Origin of the sequence: Pseudomonas sp. ICMP 460, from assembly GCF_002723595.1 — a bacterium.
GTDB lineage: Bacteria > Pseudomonadota > Gammaproteobacteria > Pseudomonadales > Pseudomonadaceae > Aquipseudomonas > Aquipseudomonas kitaguniensis.
This window is the reverse complement of the sequence record NZ_LKBR01000035.1, coordinates 145,482-163,230: the sequence shown is the minus strand read 5'-3', so window position 1 is coordinate 163,230 and position 17,749 is coordinate 145,482. Positions and strand designations below refer to the sequence as shown.

Here is a 17,749-nt window from a genome sequence, read left to right as displayed (position 1 = left end):
CGATCAATTGTGTCGATCAATAAAACTCAAGGCCTGGTAAAGCGCCTGTACGCGTGGCATTTCGCAGCCCGCCGCTTTGGCCACCGCCAAGGGCCGGGCGTAAATCGCTGCCAGCTCCAGCGGGCGTTTGTGCACGTGGTCGTGGTACATGCTGGGCAGGTAGTCGTCCATGGTTTCGGTCATGGCAAACATCTGCTCGGCGTAACTGGCTGCAATGGCATGGCCGCAGGCATTGGCGCCCTCGACCACTTCAGCCATCAGCGCCTGGATCAGCGCGCGGCTGGATTCGTCCGCCATCATTGCCGTAGTGCCCGTACCCAGCAGCACAGAGAGGCCGTTGTAGGGCACGTTCCACACCAGCTTGTGCCAGCGCGCCTGATGCACGTTAGCCATGGCCTGGGACTCGATGCCGGCCTTGTGGAACAACGCGGCGCCCTCTTCGACAATCGCTTGCCGGCGGGCTTCGTCGTCGGCCGCAGTGCCGCTGTGATAGCCCAAATTAACCCGACCCAACGCTTGATGCTCGACCACACCTGGCGCGGAGCGGTGCACGCCGATGTAGCACAAGCCGCCCAGCAGATGCAGCGAGGGCGGCAGGTGTTCGCGCAGGCTGTCTTCTACGTCGAGGCCGTTTTGCAGCAAGATTACTTTGGCATCCGGCGCCGCGACCTGCGCCAGCGTCGGCGCCAACTCCACGTTACCGGTGGACTTGGTGCCCACCAGCAACCAGTCGCACGCCGGCATGTCGGCGGCGCGCGCATAGGCCTGCACGGGGTGCAGATGCACGCTGCCATGCACGTAGCTGTTGAGGTGCAGGCCGTGTTCACTGACGGCCGCGTATTCGCTGCGCAGCAGGAAGTGCACATCGAACCCGGCGCGCGCCAGCATCAGGCCGTAGAAACCACCGATGGCACCGGTGCCGACGATACCAATACGTGGCGATTGTGCGGTCATGGCAAATCCTCTGGAGTGCGGGTAAGCGCGTGATTAATCGCGCCTGAAAGGTCAGCGGCGCCAAGACGCGTGTGCAGTTGCCCGAAAAACTGACCCTCGCACACCACAAACAACGCCGGCAAATGAAAGATCTGGTAGCGCTCGACCGCGCCGCCATTGTCCCCGGCATCGACCCAACACACGCGGTCCACCGGCAACTGCCAGCCGGGCACTTGCTGGCGTGCCCAGCGGCAACTGGAACAACCGGCGCTGGTAAACACTACCAGCGAAATACCTGGCAATCCCAGCAATTGCTGGTCAATATCCAGGTCGGTCAATGCCTGCTCCTTCACCTTGCTGCTGCTGCCGCCGTCTATTGGACGGTGCTCGGAGTCCGTGTACATGGGTCGTTTTTTACCTCACCCTGATGATGTTGCCGTTCTGTTGATACAACGCCCTTCACCTGGTATTTCCCGCCAGCGCCTGCACACTATCGGCCTGGGCGGCGTCGCCTGCAATTGCCCGCGTGCCTGGCGCCAGGGTACAGCGGTCGATTTGAGTATCCCGTCGCTGGGTGCCGGCGCCCGTTACCCAGGCTATGTAGCGTGGTGCCGCGCAGTCGAAAATGGCTACCGCATCGGCATTTCGTTTACCGACGAGCACGCCTTGTTCGGTGCGCGAATGGGTGAGCAAGTGTGTCAGATCGAACGCTACTGCCGCTTGCACGAAAACGCCGCGCCAAGCGCCTTGCAACTCGAAACCCTCGCCCGCGAGTGGGTCGCGCGCCATGCCGGCGAGTTCTCCCGCGAGGCTTTTGTGGCGCAGGCGCTGGATTAAAGCCGGCTTTGCCCATTGTCGCGGGCCAGTGTTACGCGCTAAGGTTCCGCTCCCCTGCATTCAAATCATGCTGTGCTCCGCCGCACGGGGATGGCTGGCGGGCGGCACCCGTGACCCTGACGAGTAACACGATGGCTGATTTACCGATCAATGACCTAAACGTCGAATCCAACGAGACCCTGATCACACCCGATCAGCTCAAGCGCGAAATCCCTTTGAGCGACGCTGCCCTGCAGACCGTCACCCAGGGCCGCGAAGTCATCCGTGACATTCTCGACGGCCGCGACCACCGCCTCTTCGTCGTGATCGGGCCTTGCTCGATCCATGACCTCAAGGCGGCCCACGAATACGCCGAGCGCCTCAAAGTGCTGGCGGCTGAAGTGTCCGACACCTTGTACCTGGTGATGCGTGTTTACTTCGAGAAACCGCGCACCACCGTCGGCTGGAAAGGCTTGATCAACGACCCGTACCTGGACGACTCGTTCAAGATCCAGGACGGCTTGCACATCGGTCGTCAGTTACTGCTGGACCTGGCTGAAATGGGCCTGCCCACCGCCACCGAAGCCCTCGACCCGATCTCCCCGCAGTACTTGCAGGACCTGATCAGCTGGTCGGCGATCGGCGCGCGCACCACCGAATCGCAGACTCACCGTGAAATGGCTTCCGGCTTGTCTTCGGCTGTTGGCTTCAAGAACGGCACCGACGGCGGCCTGACGGTGGCGATCAACGCCCTGCAATCGGTTTCGAGCCCGCACCGTTTTCTCGGCATCAACCAGGAAGGTGGCGTGTCCATCGTCACGACCAAGGGCAACGCCTACGGTCACGTGGTATTGCGCGGTGGCAACGGCAAGCCCAACTATGATTCGGTCAGCGTTGCGCTGTGCGAGCAGGCGCTGAACAAGGCCAGTATCAAGCCGAACATCATGGTCGACTGCAGCCACGCCAACTCCAACAAAGACCCGGCCTTGCAGCCGCTGGTAATGGAAAACGTCGCCAACCAGATTCTCGAAGGCAACCAGTCGATCATCGGCTTGATGGTCGAGAGCCACTTGAACTGGGGCTGCCAGGCCATTCCAAGCGACTTGGCCGACTTGCAGTACGGCGTGTCGATCACCGATGCATGCATCGACTGGTCCGCCACCGAAACCACCCTGCGCAACATGCGCGCCAAGCTCAAGGACGTGTTGCCGAAACGCAAACGCAGCTGAACCCGCGGTTGATTTGCGCACACAAAAACGCCGGGCTTGGCCCGGCGTTTTTTATGCTGTGTATTATGCGTTACAGCTTCGCGGCATGGCGCTGGTGGCGCTCCATGTAGCGCTCGACGTAAGAGCACGACGGGATCACCGTGTAGCCGGCTGCCTCTGCAAATTTCAAGGCTTCTTCGGTCAACGCCGCCGCAATACCGCGTCCGCGCAGTGCATTGGGCACGAACGTACGATAGATATCCAGGGTTTGCTTCCCGAGGTCCATGTAGGTCAGGTAGGCACGATGACCGTCTACATTGGTCTCGAATTGATGACCTGCCTGGTCATGGTGGATGGACAACGCCTCGCTCATCACTACTCCTCGCGGGTCTTGGATTTCGACCTTTACCTTAACGATGTTTTTCCGGCGAAGGAACATCTACGCCACCCCGTGCCGGTGTCGACAACGAGACAACCTGTAGCGCTCACAACCAGCACGCAGTGAATAGTAGGCACCAAACCTGCAATAGCTCAAGGTGCACGCGTCATCCGCTGCGGCGGGTGGTTACAGAAAGGGCTCCGATCAATCACTGATCGATAGCCTGAACATTGCCGGCAGTTGAAGCTTGAGACGAACTGCCGTTGTTAAAGTCACCTCTACATGCGCAAAAGATGCTGCGCAGGGTAAAGACGAGGCAAAAACAAGTGTGGCGGTGGATATATAAATCTTTACCGGGTTACCCGGTGCAAGTCATGCGGGCCGGACCTTTCAGCGTCGATCCAGTTCCCTTGAAAATGAAAAATTCCGCACTGAATTTATACACAGCTACCAACGATTAGCCAAAATAGATTGGCGACACGAATTTTTTTTGCTTCTTGCGTTACGTCAGTTTACTTACTACAAGTAATGAGTAGTATGTACGCCGGCTATCCGCTCACTCTGAGAAAGTAGCCATTTAATTTAATAGAAAGTCCTTGAAGGGGAACACGATGAACAACGTTCTGAAATTCTCTGCTCTGGCTCTGGCCGCAGTTCTGGCTACCGGTTGCAGCAGCGTCTCCAAAGAAACCGAAGCACGTCTGACTGCAACTGAAGACGCAGCAGCTCGCTCCCAGGCTCGTGCAGACGAAGCCTACCGCAAAGCTGATGAAGCGCTGGCTGCTGCTCAAAAAGCACAACAGACTGCTGACGAAGCTAACGAGCGCGCTCTGCGCATGCTTGAAAAAGCAAGCCGCAAGTAATAATCCCTCGGGGTTGTTATCAAGCCGATCCATTTTTGGATCGGCTTTTTTATTGCCTGAATGTGGGAAGGGGCTTGCTCCCGATAGCGGTGGTCAGTCACTGATGTGGTGACTGATACACCGCCATCGGGAGCAAGCCCCCTCCCACAAGGTTTACTGCTGCAAGTCGACCGGCGCGCTGGACGCGACCGGCGTGTTACCACCTGGCACACCAATCTCTGTCGGCAGACCATCTTCGGCCGCAACCACGTCACGCACCTGATCCCAGTTAACCCGCAAGTTGTTGGCCAGGTCTTCGCGCTTGAGCAGGGCATTGATCACGGCGGTGTGTTTGTCGACCACCGACGGTGTGCCGTCATCGTTGAGCGGCGTATGCGCTTCAAGGTAGACCTTGCCGCCACTGCTGCCGAACTTGTAGGCATCGCTGATGATGCGCACCGACGTACCGACCGGCACCATGTCGGCCATTTCCAGCACATTGTTGTTGAACATGCGGAAGCAGCCATGGCTGGTACGCGTGCCAATACCAAACTTCATATTCGAGCCGTGAATCAGATAACCCGGCGTGCCCAAGGTGAATTTGAACGGCCCCAGCGGGTTGTCCGGCCCGGCAGGCACCACGTTGGGCAGCGGGTCGCCATTGGCGGCGTGTTCGGCCTTGATCGATGCGGGCGGCGTCCAGGTAGGGTTCGGGATCTTGCCGGTGATGGTGGTGTGGGCGACCGGCGAACCCCAGCCTTCACGGCCAATGCCCAACGGGAACGTGTACACCACGTTCTGGCCCTTGGGGTAGTAGTAGAGCCGGTATTCCGCCAGGTTGATCACGATGCCTTCGCGCGGGCCAGGCGGCAGGATGAACCGCGTGGGCAACACGATCTCGGTGCCGGTGCCGGGCAACCAGGCGTCAACGCCAGGGTTGGCCGCGACCATTTCCGAATAGCCCAGATCATAGGTGGTGCCGAGGTCGGCGAAGGTGTCTTCGTACTTGGCCTTGATCACCTGGACCTGACCGACGATGTCCTCGCCTGGCGGCGGCAGGGGCAACTGCAAGGCTGACGCCGAACCGGCAGCACCGAGGGCAGCGAGAGACAGGCAGCAGGTAACGACGGAAAGGCGCGACAACATCCGGAAAATCCTTCGCAGAACGATTAGAAGAGAGCTTTGAGCGGCAAGCTTCAAGCTTCAAGCTAAAAGCCAGAGCCAGAGCCAGAGCCAGAGCCATCAGCTTGCAGCTTGCAGCTTGTGGCTTGTGGCTCGTAGCTCGTAGCTCGTAGCTCGTAGCTCGTAGCTCGTAGCTTGCAACTTATAGCTTACAGCTTACAGCTTGCAACTGCCTTGTTACTCAAAGCGCAGCTCCGGCCAGATCAGCGGCGTGCCACGCTTTTGCGATTCGAGAATCGCCCGGCACAGCGGGCACAGCCGTTGGTCCTGGAAGATCGAGCGATCCACCGACGACCAGCGCGGTTGCGCCGGCAATAAAGTGCCGCAAAGCGTGCGGTCAATCGAGCCGCCCAACTCCAGCTGACGTGCGACCAGATGTACCCGAACTTCCTGGCAGGCGAACAGATCCAGCTGCTCGTCGGGCTCGATCAGTTGGTAGTTGAACAGGGACCAGGCAGGGCGCGACATCGGGGGCTCCAGATCGGGGGGGCGCCACCTTAGCCGAAAGCCTGCCGGTAGAAAAGCGTCATAACAGCGGTTTTAGCGTCGGCCAGACATTTTCCAGCAACTTGCCTTGCGCGCCGACCGCCGGGTGCAATTGATCGGCCTGCATCAGTTCCGGGTGACCGCCAACGCCTTCAAGGAAAAACCCTACCAGCGGCACACTTTTCTCCTTGGCCAAAGCGCCATACACCTCGGCAAACGCCGTGGTGTATTTGGGGCCATAGTTGGGCGGCAACTGCATGCCTAACAGCAACACCTTGGCCCCCGCAGCTTTGGACTGGTCAATCATCGATGCAAGATTTTGTTTCAATTGAGCTGGCGGCTGCCCGCGCAACCCGTCATTACCGCCCAACTCGAGAATAACCAGCTCAGGCTTATGCTCTGCAAGCGCCGCCGGCAGCCGCGCAAGGCCTCCGGCGCTGGTGTCGCCGCTGACCGACGCGTTAACCACTTTATCGTCGAAACCTTCTTGCTTGAGCCGTTGCTCCAGCAACGCGACCCACCCTTTGCGGGTATCCAGGCCGAAACCGGCACTGATACTATCGCCAACGATCAGGACTGTACCCGCCGCTGCGTTCTGGGCCATGCACATCAAGGCCAGGCCAGCACTCAAAAACCACATTCGCATCGGATTCTCCATGGGCGCAAGCATTCTCACCGCGCAGAACCTTAGCAAAGTGGTTCCCAGCGCGGAAGGTGAACTGACTATCCTGCACGAACTGAGCCTGGAACTGAACAAGGGCGATAGCCTGGCTATCGTCGGCAGCTCCGGTTCCGGCAAATCCACCCTCCTCGGCCTGCTCGCCGGCCTCGACCTGCCCAGCAGCGGTGAAGTCACCCTGGCGGGCCAGGCCTTGAGCACGCTCGACGAAGACCAGCGTGCGCGCATACGCGCCGAGCACGTGGGTTTCGTCTTCCAGTCATTCCAGTTGCTTGACAGCCTTAACGCCCTGGAAAACGTCATGCTGCCGCTGGAACTGGACGGCCGCAAAGACGCCCGCGAGCGTGCCCGGTACTTGCTGGAGCGTGTGGGCCTGGGCCAGCGCCTTACGCATTCGCCGCGTCAGCTTTCCGGTGGCGAGCAGCAACGGGTAGCCATTGCCCGCGCCTTCGCCGCCGAGCCGGACGTGCTGTTTGCCGATGAACCCACCGGCAACCTCGACAGCCACACCGGCGAGCGCATCAGCGACCTGCTGTTCGAACTCAACAAAGAAAGCGGCACGACCCTGGTGCTGGTCACCCACGACGAGCGCCTGGCCCACCGTTGCCGACGCCTGATCCGCCTTGAAGCGGGCCTTATGGTCGCGCCCCTGGAGCCTTGATGGCACGTTTGCCGCTGTTGCGCCTGTTCAGCCTTGCCATGCGTCAATTGCTGCGCGATGCACGCGCGGGCGAATTGCGCGTGTTGTTTTTCGCCCTGGTGGTGGCGGTTGCCGCCAGCACTGCCATCGGTTACTTCGGCGCGCGCCTAAACGGCGCCATGCTGTTGCGTGCCACCGAGTTTCTGGGTGCCGACCTGGTACTCGAAGGCAGCTCACCGGCACGCCCCGAGCAAATCAAATCCGGCACCGAGCTGGGCCTCGATCACGCGCGCATCGTCGAGTTCTCCAGCGTTATCGCCACCGATAACGGCATTCAGCTTTCCAGCATCAAGGCGGTCAACGAGCAATACCCACTGCGCGGCCAGCTGAAAAGTGCTGCCGAAGCGTTCGGCGCAGAAACGCCCGGAGGCGGCCCCAAACCCGGCGAAGCCTGGGTGGAAGCGCGGCTGCTGACCGCGCTGAGCCTGAAAGTCGGCGACAGCATCGACGTGGGCATGAAGCCCCTGCGCCTGGCGCGCATATTGACCTATGAGCCTGACCGCGCCGGTAACTTCTACAGCCTCACGCCACGGGTGATGATCAACCTGGCAGACCTCGACGCTACCGGCGTGGTGCAGCCCGGCAGCCGCGTGAGCTACCGCGAACTGTGGCGCGCACCTCAAGGCAGCACGGCGCTGCAAACCTATCGTGACTTGGTCAAACCGGGGCTCGCCGCCAACCAGCGCTTGCAGGATTCGCGCGACGGTAACCAGCAAATCGGTGGCGCCTTGGGCAAGGCCGAGCGTTACTTGAATATGGCCAGCCTGGTGGCGGTACTGCTGGCGGGCGTGGCCGTGGCACTCTCGGCCAACCGTTTTGCCAGCCGACGTTTCGACGCCAGTGCACTGCTGCGCTGCCTTGGCTTGTCACGGCGCGAAGCGATGTTGTTGTTTAGCCTGCAACTGAGCGTACTCGGTGTGTTGGCGAGCCTGGCCGGCGCCCTGCTCGGGTGGCTGGCGCAGTTTGGCCTGTTCTATTTCCTGCACGATTTGTTGCCTGCGGACGTGCCGCCCGGCGGGCTGCTACCGGCCGTTGCAGGCATTGGCACCGGCATGGTCGCCCTCGCAGGTTTCGCCCTGCCGCCGTTGGCGGCACTGGGCCGCGTGCCGCCGTTGCGGGTTTTGCGTCGAGACCTGCTGCCCATCCCGTCGAGTACCTGGATGGTGTATGGCGCCGCGTTGTTCGCGCTCGGCCTGATCATGTGGCGCCTGAGCCTCGACCTGGTGCTGACCTTCGCGTTGCTGGGCGGCGGCGTGGTGGCGGCGCTGATCCTCGGCGGCCTGCTGTTGTTGTTGCTGCAAAGCCTGCGGCGGCTGTTGGCGCGTGCTTCACTGCCTTGGCGCCTGGGTCTGGGCCAATTACTGCGCCACCCGTTGGCAGCGGCCGGGCAATCCCTGGCGTTTGGCTTGATCCTACTGTCCATGGGCTTGATTGCGCTGCTGCGCGGCGAGTTACTCGACACCTGGCAAAACCAGTTGCCCAAGGACGCGCCCAACTATTTTGCGCTGAACATTCTGCCGGCCGACAAGGATGCCTTCAGCGCGCGTCTGCTGGAGTTGCAAGCGCAATCGGCGCCGCTGTACCCGGTGGTGCCGGGCCGGTTGATCAGCATCAATGGCGAGCCGGTGCAGCAGGTCGTCAGCAAAGACTCCAGCGGTGACCGTGCGGTGCAGCGTGACTTGAGCCTGACGTGGGCTGCCGACCTGCCGCCGGGCAACGTGCTGACCGCAGGTACATGGTGGTCGCAACAACCGGGCGATGACATACCCGGGGTGTCGGTGGAGGCCAAAGTCGCTGAAAGCTTGAAGCTCAAGCTTGATGATCATCTGGTGTTCACCATCGCTGGCGAGAATCGCGAAGCACGGGTCACAAGCTTGCGAACCATCAACTGGGATAACTTCCAGCCCAACTTCTTCATGATCTTCCAACCGGGCACTTTGAAAGACCTGCCCGCGACCTACTTGACCAGCTTCTACCTGGCGCCAGGGCATGATCAGCAGATCGTCGACCTGTCCCGCGCGTTCCCGGCAGTTACCGTTCTGCAAGTCGAGGCTTTGCTTGAGCAGTTACGCAGCATCCTCGCGCAAGTGACCCTGGCGGTGGAGTACGTGTTGCTGTTTGTACTGGCGGCGGGCATGGCCGTGCTGTTTTCCGGCCTGCAGGCCACTCTGGATGAACGGATTCGCCAAGGTGCGCTGTTGCGCGCACTCGGGGCCGAACGCAAGCTGTTGGTGAAGGCGCGGCGCATCGAGTTTGGTTTGCTGGGCGCAGTCAGCGGCCTGCTCGCGGCGCTCGGCACAGAACTGGTGACATGGGTGTTGTACCGCTACGCGTTCGACTTGGCCTGGCACCCTCACGCGTGGCTGTTGTTGATGCCGGTAATCGGGGCCGTGCTGATCGGCGGTGCCGGGGTATTCGGTACGCGCCGCGCGCTGAATGCCAGCCCGCTGACGGTACTGCGCGAAGGCTGACGCAACCGAGGGTCGGCACGCGCCAGCCCTGGCGTGCCGACCCTCGCCTACTTCACATACTCGATACCGGTAATCCACCAACACACTTCGCCGGTCGGGGTCTGCACCATGGCCTCGTCGTCAACTTGTTTACGCAGCAACGCACGGGCCATCGGTGAGTCGATGGAGATGTAGTCCATACGCTCATAAATTTCGTCATAGCCAACAATGCGAAAACGCTTGGTCTCGCCCTGCTCATTTTCGATATCGACCCAGGCACCGAAAAACACCCGGCCTTCTTGCTCGGGCATGTATTCCACTACCCGCATGTCTTCCAGGCGCTTGCGCAAATAGCGCACACGCCGGTCAATCTCACGCAGCAGTTTCTTGTTGTATTGATAATCCGCGTTCTCGCTGCGATCCCCCAGCGAAGCTGCCCAGGTCACCTTGCGTGTGGTGTCCGGACGCTTTTCCCGCCACAGGTAATCCAGCTCTTTTTTCAGCGCTTCATGACCTTCTTTGGTTATCAGCTTGGTACTCAAACGCTTGCATCCCCAGGCAATGTCCAATAATGCCGATACGCCGGGCTTCATGCCTTGGCGTCGACTGGCAGGGGCTGATCATAAATGAACCCTGAAAAGTAGCCATACCCGCGAACAGATCCGTTCAGCCCTAACCTTCCAGGGCCTGATCCAGCTCCACAAGCGCGCCGTGCAAGCGCTGCCGCATAGCCGAAAGGTGCGTCATCGCCAGCGTCATCTTTTCGGTCTTATGGGCAACCTCCGCTGTTTGGTTTTGCAGTTGCGTACCGCGCTGCGCCAACTCACGGCTTTTTTCCTCGAGCTCACCCTGCGTCTGCTCCAGTCGGGCCTGCCATTGCTCGAGCATTTCCTCGCGCTCAACGACCGCACGTTTTTGTTGCGTCAGGTCCTGAGCGATTTTCGCAAGGCTGGTCAGCGTGCTGTCTACCTCATGCAGCGAAACGTGTTCCGCCGGCGCCGGAAGTTTCAACGGCGCAGGCGGCCTCGGTGGCGCTGGGGGGGGTTCATTGAACTCGACCTGTTCGACTGTCTGCGCAATCGCAATGGGAGCTTCCATCGGCTCTGCCATAACAAACTCACGCACAGACTGCTCGGCGGGCTTGGGCTGCCGGGTGATTTTGGGCGGCGAGACCATTTGCGACGAAAAGCGAATGGACGGCACGATCAGCGCAGCACTTTCGATCGCCGGCAACACAGGCGCCGACATGCCCAGGGTAATCACCTTCATCACCAGCGCTTTCTTGATGATCATTGAATGATGATCCTCGGGCCGCGCTGGCGGCAACTTGCACCCTTTTAAATCAATAAAATGAAAATCGATCGAGGCCTCGATCACCGCGCCGGTCTTGGTGCCGGATGCCGCCGCCGTCATCAGAATTTGCTTAAAAACTTGCATGGCCACTTGCAAGTCTTCCGTGGACTCAACACCGCCTAAAAAATACCGATCAAGTTTTTTACGCAAGGCCGCGATATAAACCCTGGAATTACCGGGTTCGACCTCTTCATCCAGGCTGTAGACCAGAAAGTTGGAATCACTTTGCGCGACAGCAAAACCGCAGAGCAATGCACCGTTAACCGGAGCGTCCTCACCGCTGCGTTCAAGAACAAGCGTACGTAGTAGCATCATGATAGTCAGGTCTCATTACAAAAGAGCAAACCTTATATAAATGCCAGATAAATATCCGAGCATTAATAAGCCTTGAAACAACATAATTGTTTCAGCAAGTTATCCCGCTCGACGTAGGACTTTTCTTATAATTGCCCCGCAGCGTTCCCAACCACACCTATTGAACGTAATCTTTTTAGCGCTTAAACGTTCGTTACGAACATATTTTCATACGCCCTGCAGAGATACTCGGAAAAAAAATGCTCGAGATAAGCAGCCTGACCAAGCACTCGGGCAAAAAAACCGTGATTACCGACCTGTCATTTTGTGCACAACGCAAAGAATGCATAGGCGTGTTCGGCGAGGATGGCGCGGGTAAAACCACCTTGTTGAATTTAATTTCCGGCTTAGTCAAACCCTCCTCCGGGCGCATCACGGTTGAGGGGTTCGATACACAGACGCATGCACTTTACGCACGAAAAGCCATCGGCTATCAGCTGCAGGGCGGCCTCAACCATCACACGATGTCGGTCAGCGGTGTGCTTAGTTTCATCGCCGCCATTCGCGGCTTCAGCGGCGCCGAAAAACGCAAACGGGTGAATCGGGCAGCGGCACGTCTGGAGTTACTGCCGGTGCTGAATTGCCCCGTCGACACACTGTCCGTTGGCTTGAAACGCAAGCTCGCCATCGCCCAAGCCATTCTGCATTCACCCAGGCTGCTCTTGCTCGATGAACCCGCCGAAGGCTTGGCGCCCGGCCAACTGCTCAAGTTCAGAACACTTATCCAGTCCTTGAGCGACGAGATGACGATCATCATCGCCTCCCGGCATTGTGACGCGCTGTCCAGTATCTGCACGCGTGCTCTGGTTATTGCCCGAGGCCAACTGATGGCCGATACCCAACTGTCCGATTTGCAACGCAACTCCCGCCATTACCGAGCCGTAACGCTGGCCGCAGAGTCGCCGCTGGATTTACTCGCACTGGCGGTATTACCCGGCGTTGCAGGTATCGAAGAAGACCGGCATACACCCGGCACGGTGACCGTTCTTGCTATGCCGGGGCGCGCGATTTATCCGCACATAAACGCCCTCATCGCCAGCCGCAAATGGAACATTACTTCACTCAACCTGGAACCCGGACGCTTGAACGAAGTGGTTCAACTTCTGAGCCAAGAGGTATCCCCTTGAAGCTGCTGCCGGTGATGTTCAAGCGTCAACTCGCCAGTTATGCCTGCACGCCAAGCACCTACATGAGTGTTGCCGCTTTTCTGCTGCTGTGCGCAACCCTGGGCGTGTATACAGGCGAGTGGCTGGAGCGCGAGAGCCTCGACTTACAGGTGTTTTTCCAGTGGCACCCCTGGCTCTATTTGCTGCTGATACCCACGTTATCCACACAACTGTGGTCGGACGAACACAACCCGAGCCTGCGCGACGTGATGAAGACACTACCGATCACGACGCTAGAACGTGTTATCGGAAAATTTCTGGCGGCCTGGACCGTGTGTGCGGTCGCCTTGATGCTGACGTTTCCGATAGCGGTCGCCGCCAACTACCTCGACACGGTGGACAATCAAGTGATCGCCTCTCAGTTTCTGGCCAGTTGGTTACTGGCGGGAAGTTACCTGTCAGTGGGTTGTTTTGTTTGCACACTGACCCGTCAACGCGTTGTCGTTTTTTTGTTGACCCTGGGTTTGTTATTGACCGCCAGCGGGCTTTCATCGGTGCTGGACGCACTGGAACATCAAGCACCTGTCTGGGTGGTCGACAGCGTGGTTGCGCTGAACCCACTCTCGCGTTTTGGCACCATCAACAACGGCAAACTGACACTCCGTGACAGCTTGTACTTCATCAGCATGATCCTTGCCTTCCTCTCGGCATCGACGGTCACGCTCAACTATAAAAATAGTTGAGCAGGAAAGCACACTATGCGATCCGTTCTTCTTGCGGGCATGACACTTATGGTCATCCTGTTGCTCTTTCTGGCATTTAATCTGGCGTGGGTAAACAATCTTCCGGACATACGCTGGGACTTCTCACAAAAAAAGATTCACACCTTATCGCCACCGGCACGCCAACTGCTCGCGACACTTGAGCAGCCACTGGACATTTATTACTTCAACTCAAGCAGTAATCCGAACAGAAGCCAAGCGTTGGACCGCTACGGCGAGCGCGTTGAAGACCTGCTCAAAGAGTACGAAAAAGCCGCCAAGGGCATGCTTAACCTGCATGTTATTGACCCGGCACCTTATTCGGAGGATGCCTACAAAGCCGGACTGTTCGGCCTTGACGACACACAAGGCTTTCTTGGCCTGATTGGTAAACGAGCAGGTCAGGCGACCCAGCGTATGGACCTCATCAGCCTTGATGGCGAGCCATTGCTTGAGTATGAAATCAGCCACCTGATCTACACCCTGATGCACCCTGCGCCCCCCACTGTCGGCGTGCTTACCGGGCTTTCGCTGAACCAGTCCGCCACACAATTGCTGGCGCAAATGCACCAGCACTTCAAACTTGTCGGCCTGGCATCCACCACTGACCAGGTGCCGGAATCGATTGAAACGCTCATGGTCGTGCACCCGCGCGCACTGCCAGACCAAACCCTCTACGCAATTGACCAGTTCGTATTGAGGGGCGGCAAACTGATGATCTTTATCGACCCGCTGAGTGAACTGGATGTGGGCGCCGCATCGACAAACCCCAGGCTTGAGGCACTGCTGGCGGCTTGGGGCATACAGATGCCGACGGACAAACTCGTGGTTGATACGCTTTATGCGTCGCCCGCCGCAGAGTCGACCGCACTGCAGATGACCCGGCTAACCCTGCCAAGGCAATCGATGACGGCGAATGATGTTAGTAGTTGGAAACTCAACACACTATTGGTCTCCAGCAGCGGCACGGTTTCGCGCGTAAGAAAGGGCCGTACGACACTGACGCCACTGCTGCAAAGCTCCCGGCAATCGGCGCTACTCGACGTTCGGCGCGCTGCCTCCGTGCCTATTGACGAGACGCCTGCACCTGGGCAACGCCAGGTGATAGCTGCTCGAATCGAGGGGCCGGCCTATTCCGTCTTCCCCGACGGCATTCGGGGGCAGGCGCCCGGACTGCAAAAAGCCAACAACATCCAGGTGGTGGTGGTCGCCGACACGGATTTACTCATGGACGGCGTCATCGGTTCTGCGCCCAACAGCAACGCGCTGTTTGTGTTGAACACATTGGATAACTTGGCCGCCGCCGATATTCTAGCGAGCATTCGACCACGCGCCATGGCCAGTCAATTGACGAACCCGCTGGAGCAAATGCGCGAGGTGGCAGCACTCACCTACACGCAAAACGCGCTGGAGCTTGAGCGACGACTTGCGCAAACGGAGCAGGAGTGGCAGCGCTTGAACCCGCCGAGCACAGGCTTCGGCACTCAAGCGGTGGTCAGCAGTACCCAGTTGCAGGCACTCAATAAAGAACGCCTGCGACTGCCCATGGAGTTGCAGGCGCTTAAGGTCGAGGCCTACGCGCAGGTGCATCGAGCGGAGCGATACCTGAAGCTGCTGATGATTGTCGCGGTGCCGCTGTTGGTATGCCTGTTCGCCTGCGCAGTGTTGCTCTACCACCGCCGTCGTCGAACACTGCAGGCGGGGTCGTTTCACTGATTCCTCAATAACCCACACTCAACGACGCGCAATCAGCCCCTGGCGAGCAATACGTGTCAGTTGGCGAATCACTTCAGCGGCATCGTCGGCACTCGGTGCCTGGATAACCGCGAGGTCAAAGCTGTTGCTGGCAAAGCGCGTCAGGGAGTCGCCGTCTTCGACAAACTGGATCAGGAACGCCGAGGGCCGACCCGTGCGACGCGGCCAGCCATCGAGGTAACGCAACAGCGTCGGCTGGTGCTTGCCGCCGAGCAGGATTTTAGGATTGCGTTGAGTCAGCTCCGCAGTGATCGGGGCCAGGCGTATGAGGGGGCGCGGTGCATTCAGTGGTGCATTCATCGTGTCGTGTCTCTGCCTCAAAAGTCTGCGGGCAGGTGAGAGGCAACACCGAACCAGCGCTTTAGCGGAATTTCGAAACCTGACTCGCGATGAGTGCAGGCTTCTGTCGGGCTGCATTGAGTCCCGGTGGCGCCCCGCAATTAGCTGTTTAAATCGGCGCATGAGCAGCATCCTAGAGAAGCGCATAGGCCGCTGTCAAGAATCCCGGGCAAGGAAAAGCCCCGCGCATGGCGGGGCTCTCCAAGGTATTACGGCAAGACGGTGGCAGGTCTCAGCGGGCGATCGCGCGGTCGGCAGACAGTTTGCCAGCGCCTTCGAACAACACCGCCAACGAGCCGCCGAGCAAGGCCAGTGCGAACTCATAACCATTGTTGGCCATGAACAAGCCGTTATGAATATGCACCGTGAAAATCGCCACCAGCGACAGAAAGGTCAGGCCCAAGGCCGCCGGGCGCACCAGCAAACCGATGATCAACGCCAAGCCTGCAAAAAACTCCGTACCACCCGACAACACCGCCATCAGGGTTCCGGGTGCCAGGCCGATGCTCTCCATCCACTGCGCAGTGCCCGCCAGGCCGTAGCCGCCAAACCAGCCGAAGAGTTTTTGCGAACCGTGGGCAGCGAAGATAATCCCGACAAAAATTCGCAGGACGGTCAGGCCATAACCGGCACGGGTAGACAGGATGCGTTTGATCAGTGGGCTCATGCTGCTAATCCTTTTCAAAGTAGGGGTGGGTTGACCGCTACATTAATCGAATTAAACAATGATAAAAGCCGAAAAAATGCCTAATACTTATCGATAAAATCGATTATTTGCGTGAGGCAACTTTTGGCGTATTTGGCTCCAGAGACCCGCGCTCCCGATCGAACGCCAAGTAGTACTTGTTGACGCTATTAACATAGCTGACGCCGCCCATGCCCACTTGCTCCATGGCAATACGCTCAACCTGGAAGAACCACTGATTGGGGTTCAAACCCCGCCGGCGGGCCTCTGCGCGCATGCCCTGGACGCGCTCTGGCCCCATGTTGTAAGCCGCCAGCACAAAGGCCATGCGTTCACGCTCGTTGAGTTTGGGGCTGGCGAAGAATTTACGGCGGATCATCGCCAGGTAACGCGCGCCCGCCTGCACATTGCTGTCGAGATTCTCGATGTTATTCACGCCCACCCGTTGCGCCGCCGACGGCGTAATCTGCATCAGCCCGGTCGGGCCGCCGCTGTTGCGCGCGCCGGGGTCCAGTGCAGACTCCTTGAACGCCAGCGCCGCCAGGTTCAACCAGTCCATGCCCTGCTCACGCGCGTGTTTTTGCAACACCGGGCGCAGTTTTTCGAGGCGCTGGCGATCGGCGCGGGCCAGTGGGTTACGCACCTGGTAGAGGCGTCGGTAGATTCGCTGGAACGCCACGTCCTGGTCTGAGGGGGTTCGATAGGTCTTGAGAAAACGATCAATGCTGGCACGCAGCATTGAGGCGTCCTGGCGCACGAACCAATATTCATCGCCCGGTGCGTTGATGACTACCTGCCGGTCAAAGCGCAGTTTGGGCAGGATTTTCGACCAGCGTTCGGCAATCGGCTTTTCGACAATGGTGAGGTGGAAGATCCCGGCCTGGACCATCTCCAACACATCTTCCACCGCCAACGTCGGGTCAACCCATTCCACCTTGATCGGCGGCTGCTTGTGCAGCGCCAGTTTCTGGTTGGCCTGGCTGATCGCATCCGCCGCCGCACTGCCGGTGGTCAACGCCAGCGTGCGCCCGGACAGCTGCTCCAGCCTGGTAAAGCGCCGCTCACCTTTCACGCCCACCAGCCATAACGGCACATCGCTGGCAATCGGGTCGCTGCTGCTGATTTTGTGCGCGGCCTTCACATCGAGCAATTCACCCGGCGCTACCAGGTCACCTTCACCCCGGGCCAGCGCGCCGAGCAGTTGGTCTTTGGCCTTGGGAATAATTTTGAGGGTAATCGCCTCACCCTCACGAGCATGCCCGTTCAGGTAGTGCTCGAAGGCGCGCAGGCGATGGTATTCAACACCGATGGCCTGGCCTTCGACTTCACCGGAACTGTTACGGCTCTGGTTGACCAGCACACGCAGGGTGCGACTGGAGCGAATCTGCGCGAGGTCACGCACCTTGCCGGGCTTGGTCACTTCCAGCGGCCCGTCCAAACGTGCGACCGCCGCCGTGGGCAGCAGTAACGTCAGGCACACTAAAAGCAACGCCGAGGGTCGGATCATCCGCTCTCCGGAAAGAATACTGGCCAGCGCCTTCGCGAAAGACGAAGTGCTGGAGGTCATAAACAGAGCGCTTTATGCGCGGGCTTTGCGAGCAACGGCGGCATCGCGGCTGGCAACCGGCCAGCCACAATGTCACTTGCGACGTTCAAAGACAGCTACAACTCTTTGTAGTTCTTGGTTTTTCTTATAATTCTACAGCTCTGATATGCTTTCC

At 59.1% G+C, this 17,749-nt stretch carries 20 protein-coding genes; 9 read left to right on the top strand and 11 right to left on the bottom strand.

The genetic code is table 11. From position 1 onward, the window contains the following. Positions 1–3 precede the first annotated feature (3 nt). Together AO240_RS21175 and AO240_RS21170 are read right to left on the bottom strand one after the other, a co-directional pair. Positions 4–954: a putative 2-dehydropantoate 2-reductase gene (locus tag AO240_RS21175; protein ID WP_099238935.1), complete on the bottom strand. Its 951-nt coding sequence runs from the start codon at positions 952–954 to the stop codon at positions 4–6. Continuing rightward, entirely contained in the window at positions 951–1,337 is a 387-nt protein-coding gene (locus AO240_RS21170) for a thioredoxin (protein ID WP_099238933.1), read from the bottom strand. Before AO240_RS21170 ends, AO240_RS21175 begins: the two co-directional genes overlap by 4 nt. Between AO240_RS21170 and AO240_RS21165 the strand changes: the two genes are divergently transcribed. After that, positions 1,336–1,770, top strand: a complete 435-nt coding sequence (locus AO240_RS21165; protein WP_099238931.1) for a PilZ domain-containing protein — start codon at positions 1,336–1,338, stop codon at positions 1,768–1,770. The genes AO240_RS21170 and AO240_RS21165 overlap by 2 nt on opposite strands. A gap of 131 nt (positions 1,771–1,901) precedes the next feature. After that, positions 1,902–2,978 (top strand): 3-deoxy-7-phosphoheptulonate synthase, encoded by a 1,077-nt coding sequence (locus tag AO240_RS21160; protein ID WP_099238929.1) that lies wholly within the window; start codon positions 1,902–1,904, stop codon positions 2,976–2,978. A 70-nt stretch (positions 2,979–3,048) separates the two neighbouring features. On the opposite strand, the gene AO240_RS21155 is transcribed toward AO240_RS21160, so the two are convergent. After that, complete coding sequence (locus tag AO240_RS21155; protein WP_058414678.1) at positions 3,049–3,330, bottom strand: GNAT family N-acetyltransferase; 282 nt, start codon at positions 3,328–3,330, stop codon at positions 3,049–3,051. Between the two features lie 617 nt (positions 3,331–3,947). Between AO240_RS21155 and oprI the strand changes: the two genes are divergently transcribed. Next, positions 3,948–4,199, top strand: coding sequence for an outer membrane lipoprotei OprI (oprI, locus tag AO240_RS21150; RefSeq protein ID WP_003172710.1), 252 nt, complete (start codon positions 3,948–3,950; stop codon positions 4,197–4,199). A gap of 153 nt (positions 4,200–4,352) precedes the next feature. Here the strand turns inward: oprI and AO240_RS21145 are convergent, their stop codons facing one another. The 3 genes from AO240_RS21145 to AO240_RS21135 all read right to left on the bottom strand — a co-directional run bounded on the left by AO240_RS21145 (position 4,353) and on the right by AO240_RS21135 (position 6,492). Continuing rightward, complete coding sequence (locus tag AO240_RS21145) at positions 4,353–5,324, bottom strand: L,D-transpeptidase family protein (RefSeq protein ID WP_099238927.1); 972 nt, start codon at positions 5,322–5,324, stop codon at positions 4,353–4,355. Between the two features lie 213 nt (positions 5,325–5,537). Further along, positions 5,538–5,828, bottom strand: a complete 291-nt coding sequence (locus tag AO240_RS21140; protein ID WP_058414681.1) for a hypothetical protein — start codon at positions 5,826–5,828, stop codon at positions 5,538–5,540. A 58-nt stretch (positions 5,829–5,886) separates the two neighbouring features. Beyond that, positions 5,887–6,492 carry an arylesterase gene (locus AO240_RS21135; RefSeq protein WP_058414682.1) on the bottom strand — a complete coding sequence of 202 codons (606 nt, stop codon included), beginning with the start codon at positions 6,490–6,492 and terminating at the stop codon, positions 5,887–5,889. A gap of 10 nt (positions 6,493–6,502) precedes the next feature. Between AO240_RS21135 and AO240_RS21130 the strand changes: the two genes are divergently transcribed. Beyond that, positions 6,503–7,186, top strand: a complete 684-nt coding sequence (locus AO240_RS21130; protein ID WP_099238923.1) for an ABC transporter ATP-binding protein — start codon at positions 6,503–6,505, stop codon at positions 7,184–7,186. Then, complete coding sequence (locus AO240_RS21125) at positions 7,186–9,696, top strand: ABC transporter permease (RefSeq protein WP_099238921.1); 2,511 nt, start codon at positions 7,186–7,188, stop codon at positions 9,694–9,696. The genes AO240_RS21130 and AO240_RS21125 overlap by 1 nt, the downstream gene beginning before the upstream one ends. A gap of 47 nt (positions 9,697–9,743) precedes the next feature. On the opposite strand, the gene greB is transcribed toward AO240_RS21125, so the two are convergent. Then, positions 9,744–10,217, bottom strand: coding sequence for a transcription elongation factor GreB (greB, locus tag AO240_RS21120; RefSeq protein WP_058414692.1), 474 nt, complete (start codon positions 10,215–10,217; stop codon positions 9,744–9,746). A gap of 130 nt (positions 10,218–10,347) precedes the next feature. Continuing rightward, positions 10,348–11,343 (bottom strand): hypothetical protein, encoded by a 996-nt coding sequence (locus AO240_RS21115; protein ID WP_099238919.1) that lies wholly within the window; start codon positions 11,341–11,343, stop codon positions 10,348–10,350. Between the two features lie 160 nt (positions 11,344–11,503). Here AO240_RS21115 and AO240_RS29400 point away from each other — a divergent pair, with 160 nt between their 5' ends. From AO240_RS29400 to AO240_RS21100, 4 genes are read left to right on the top strand one after another with little or no spacing between them, the layout of a single operon-like run. Next, positions 11,504–11,701: a ribosomal protein L13e gene (locus tag AO240_RS29400; protein ID WP_371918666.1), complete on the top strand. Its 198-nt coding sequence runs from the start codon at positions 11,504–11,506 to the stop codon at positions 11,699–11,701. Next, positions 11,628–12,509 (top strand): ABC transporter ATP-binding protein, encoded by an 882-nt coding sequence (locus AO240_RS21110; RefSeq protein WP_371918665.1) that lies wholly within the window; start codon positions 11,628–11,630, stop codon positions 12,507–12,509. Before AO240_RS29400 ends, AO240_RS21110 begins: the two co-directional genes overlap by 74 nt. Further along, positions 12,506–13,231 (top strand): ABC transporter permease, encoded by a 726-nt coding sequence (locus tag AO240_RS21105; protein WP_099238915.1) that lies wholly within the window; start codon positions 12,506–12,508, stop codon positions 13,229–13,231. Before AO240_RS21110 ends, AO240_RS21105 begins: the two co-directional genes overlap by 4 nt. 15 nt (positions 13,232–13,246) lie before the next feature. After that, the gene (locus tag AO240_RS21100; RefSeq protein WP_099238913.1) at positions 13,247–14,965 is read left to right on the top strand and encodes a Gldg family protein; all 1,719 of its coding nucleotides are present in this window, start codon (positions 13,247–13,249) and stop codon (positions 14,963–14,965) included. Between the two features lie 18 nt (positions 14,966–14,983). Here AO240_RS21100 and AO240_RS21095 read toward each other — a convergent pair whose 3' ends face one another. From AO240_RS21095 to AO240_RS21085, 3 genes are all read right to left on the bottom strand, one after another. Continuing rightward, positions 14,984–15,292, bottom strand: a complete 309-nt coding sequence (locus AO240_RS21095) for a hypothetical protein (RefSeq protein ID WP_099239088.1) — start codon at positions 15,290–15,292, stop codon at positions 14,984–14,986. 283 nt (positions 15,293–15,575) lie between these two features. After that, positions 15,576–16,010 carry a DoxX family protein gene (locus AO240_RS21090; protein WP_099238911.1) on the bottom strand — a complete coding sequence of 145 codons (435 nt, stop codon included), beginning with the start codon at positions 16,008–16,010 and terminating at the stop codon, positions 15,576–15,578. Between the two features lie 103 nt (positions 16,011–16,113). Continuing rightward, positions 16,114–17,535, bottom strand: a complete 1,422-nt coding sequence (locus AO240_RS21085; RefSeq protein ID WP_099238909.1) for a transglycosylase SLT domain-containing protein — start codon at positions 17,533–17,535, stop codon at positions 16,114–16,116. Positions 17,536–17,749: the final 214 nt, after the last annotated feature.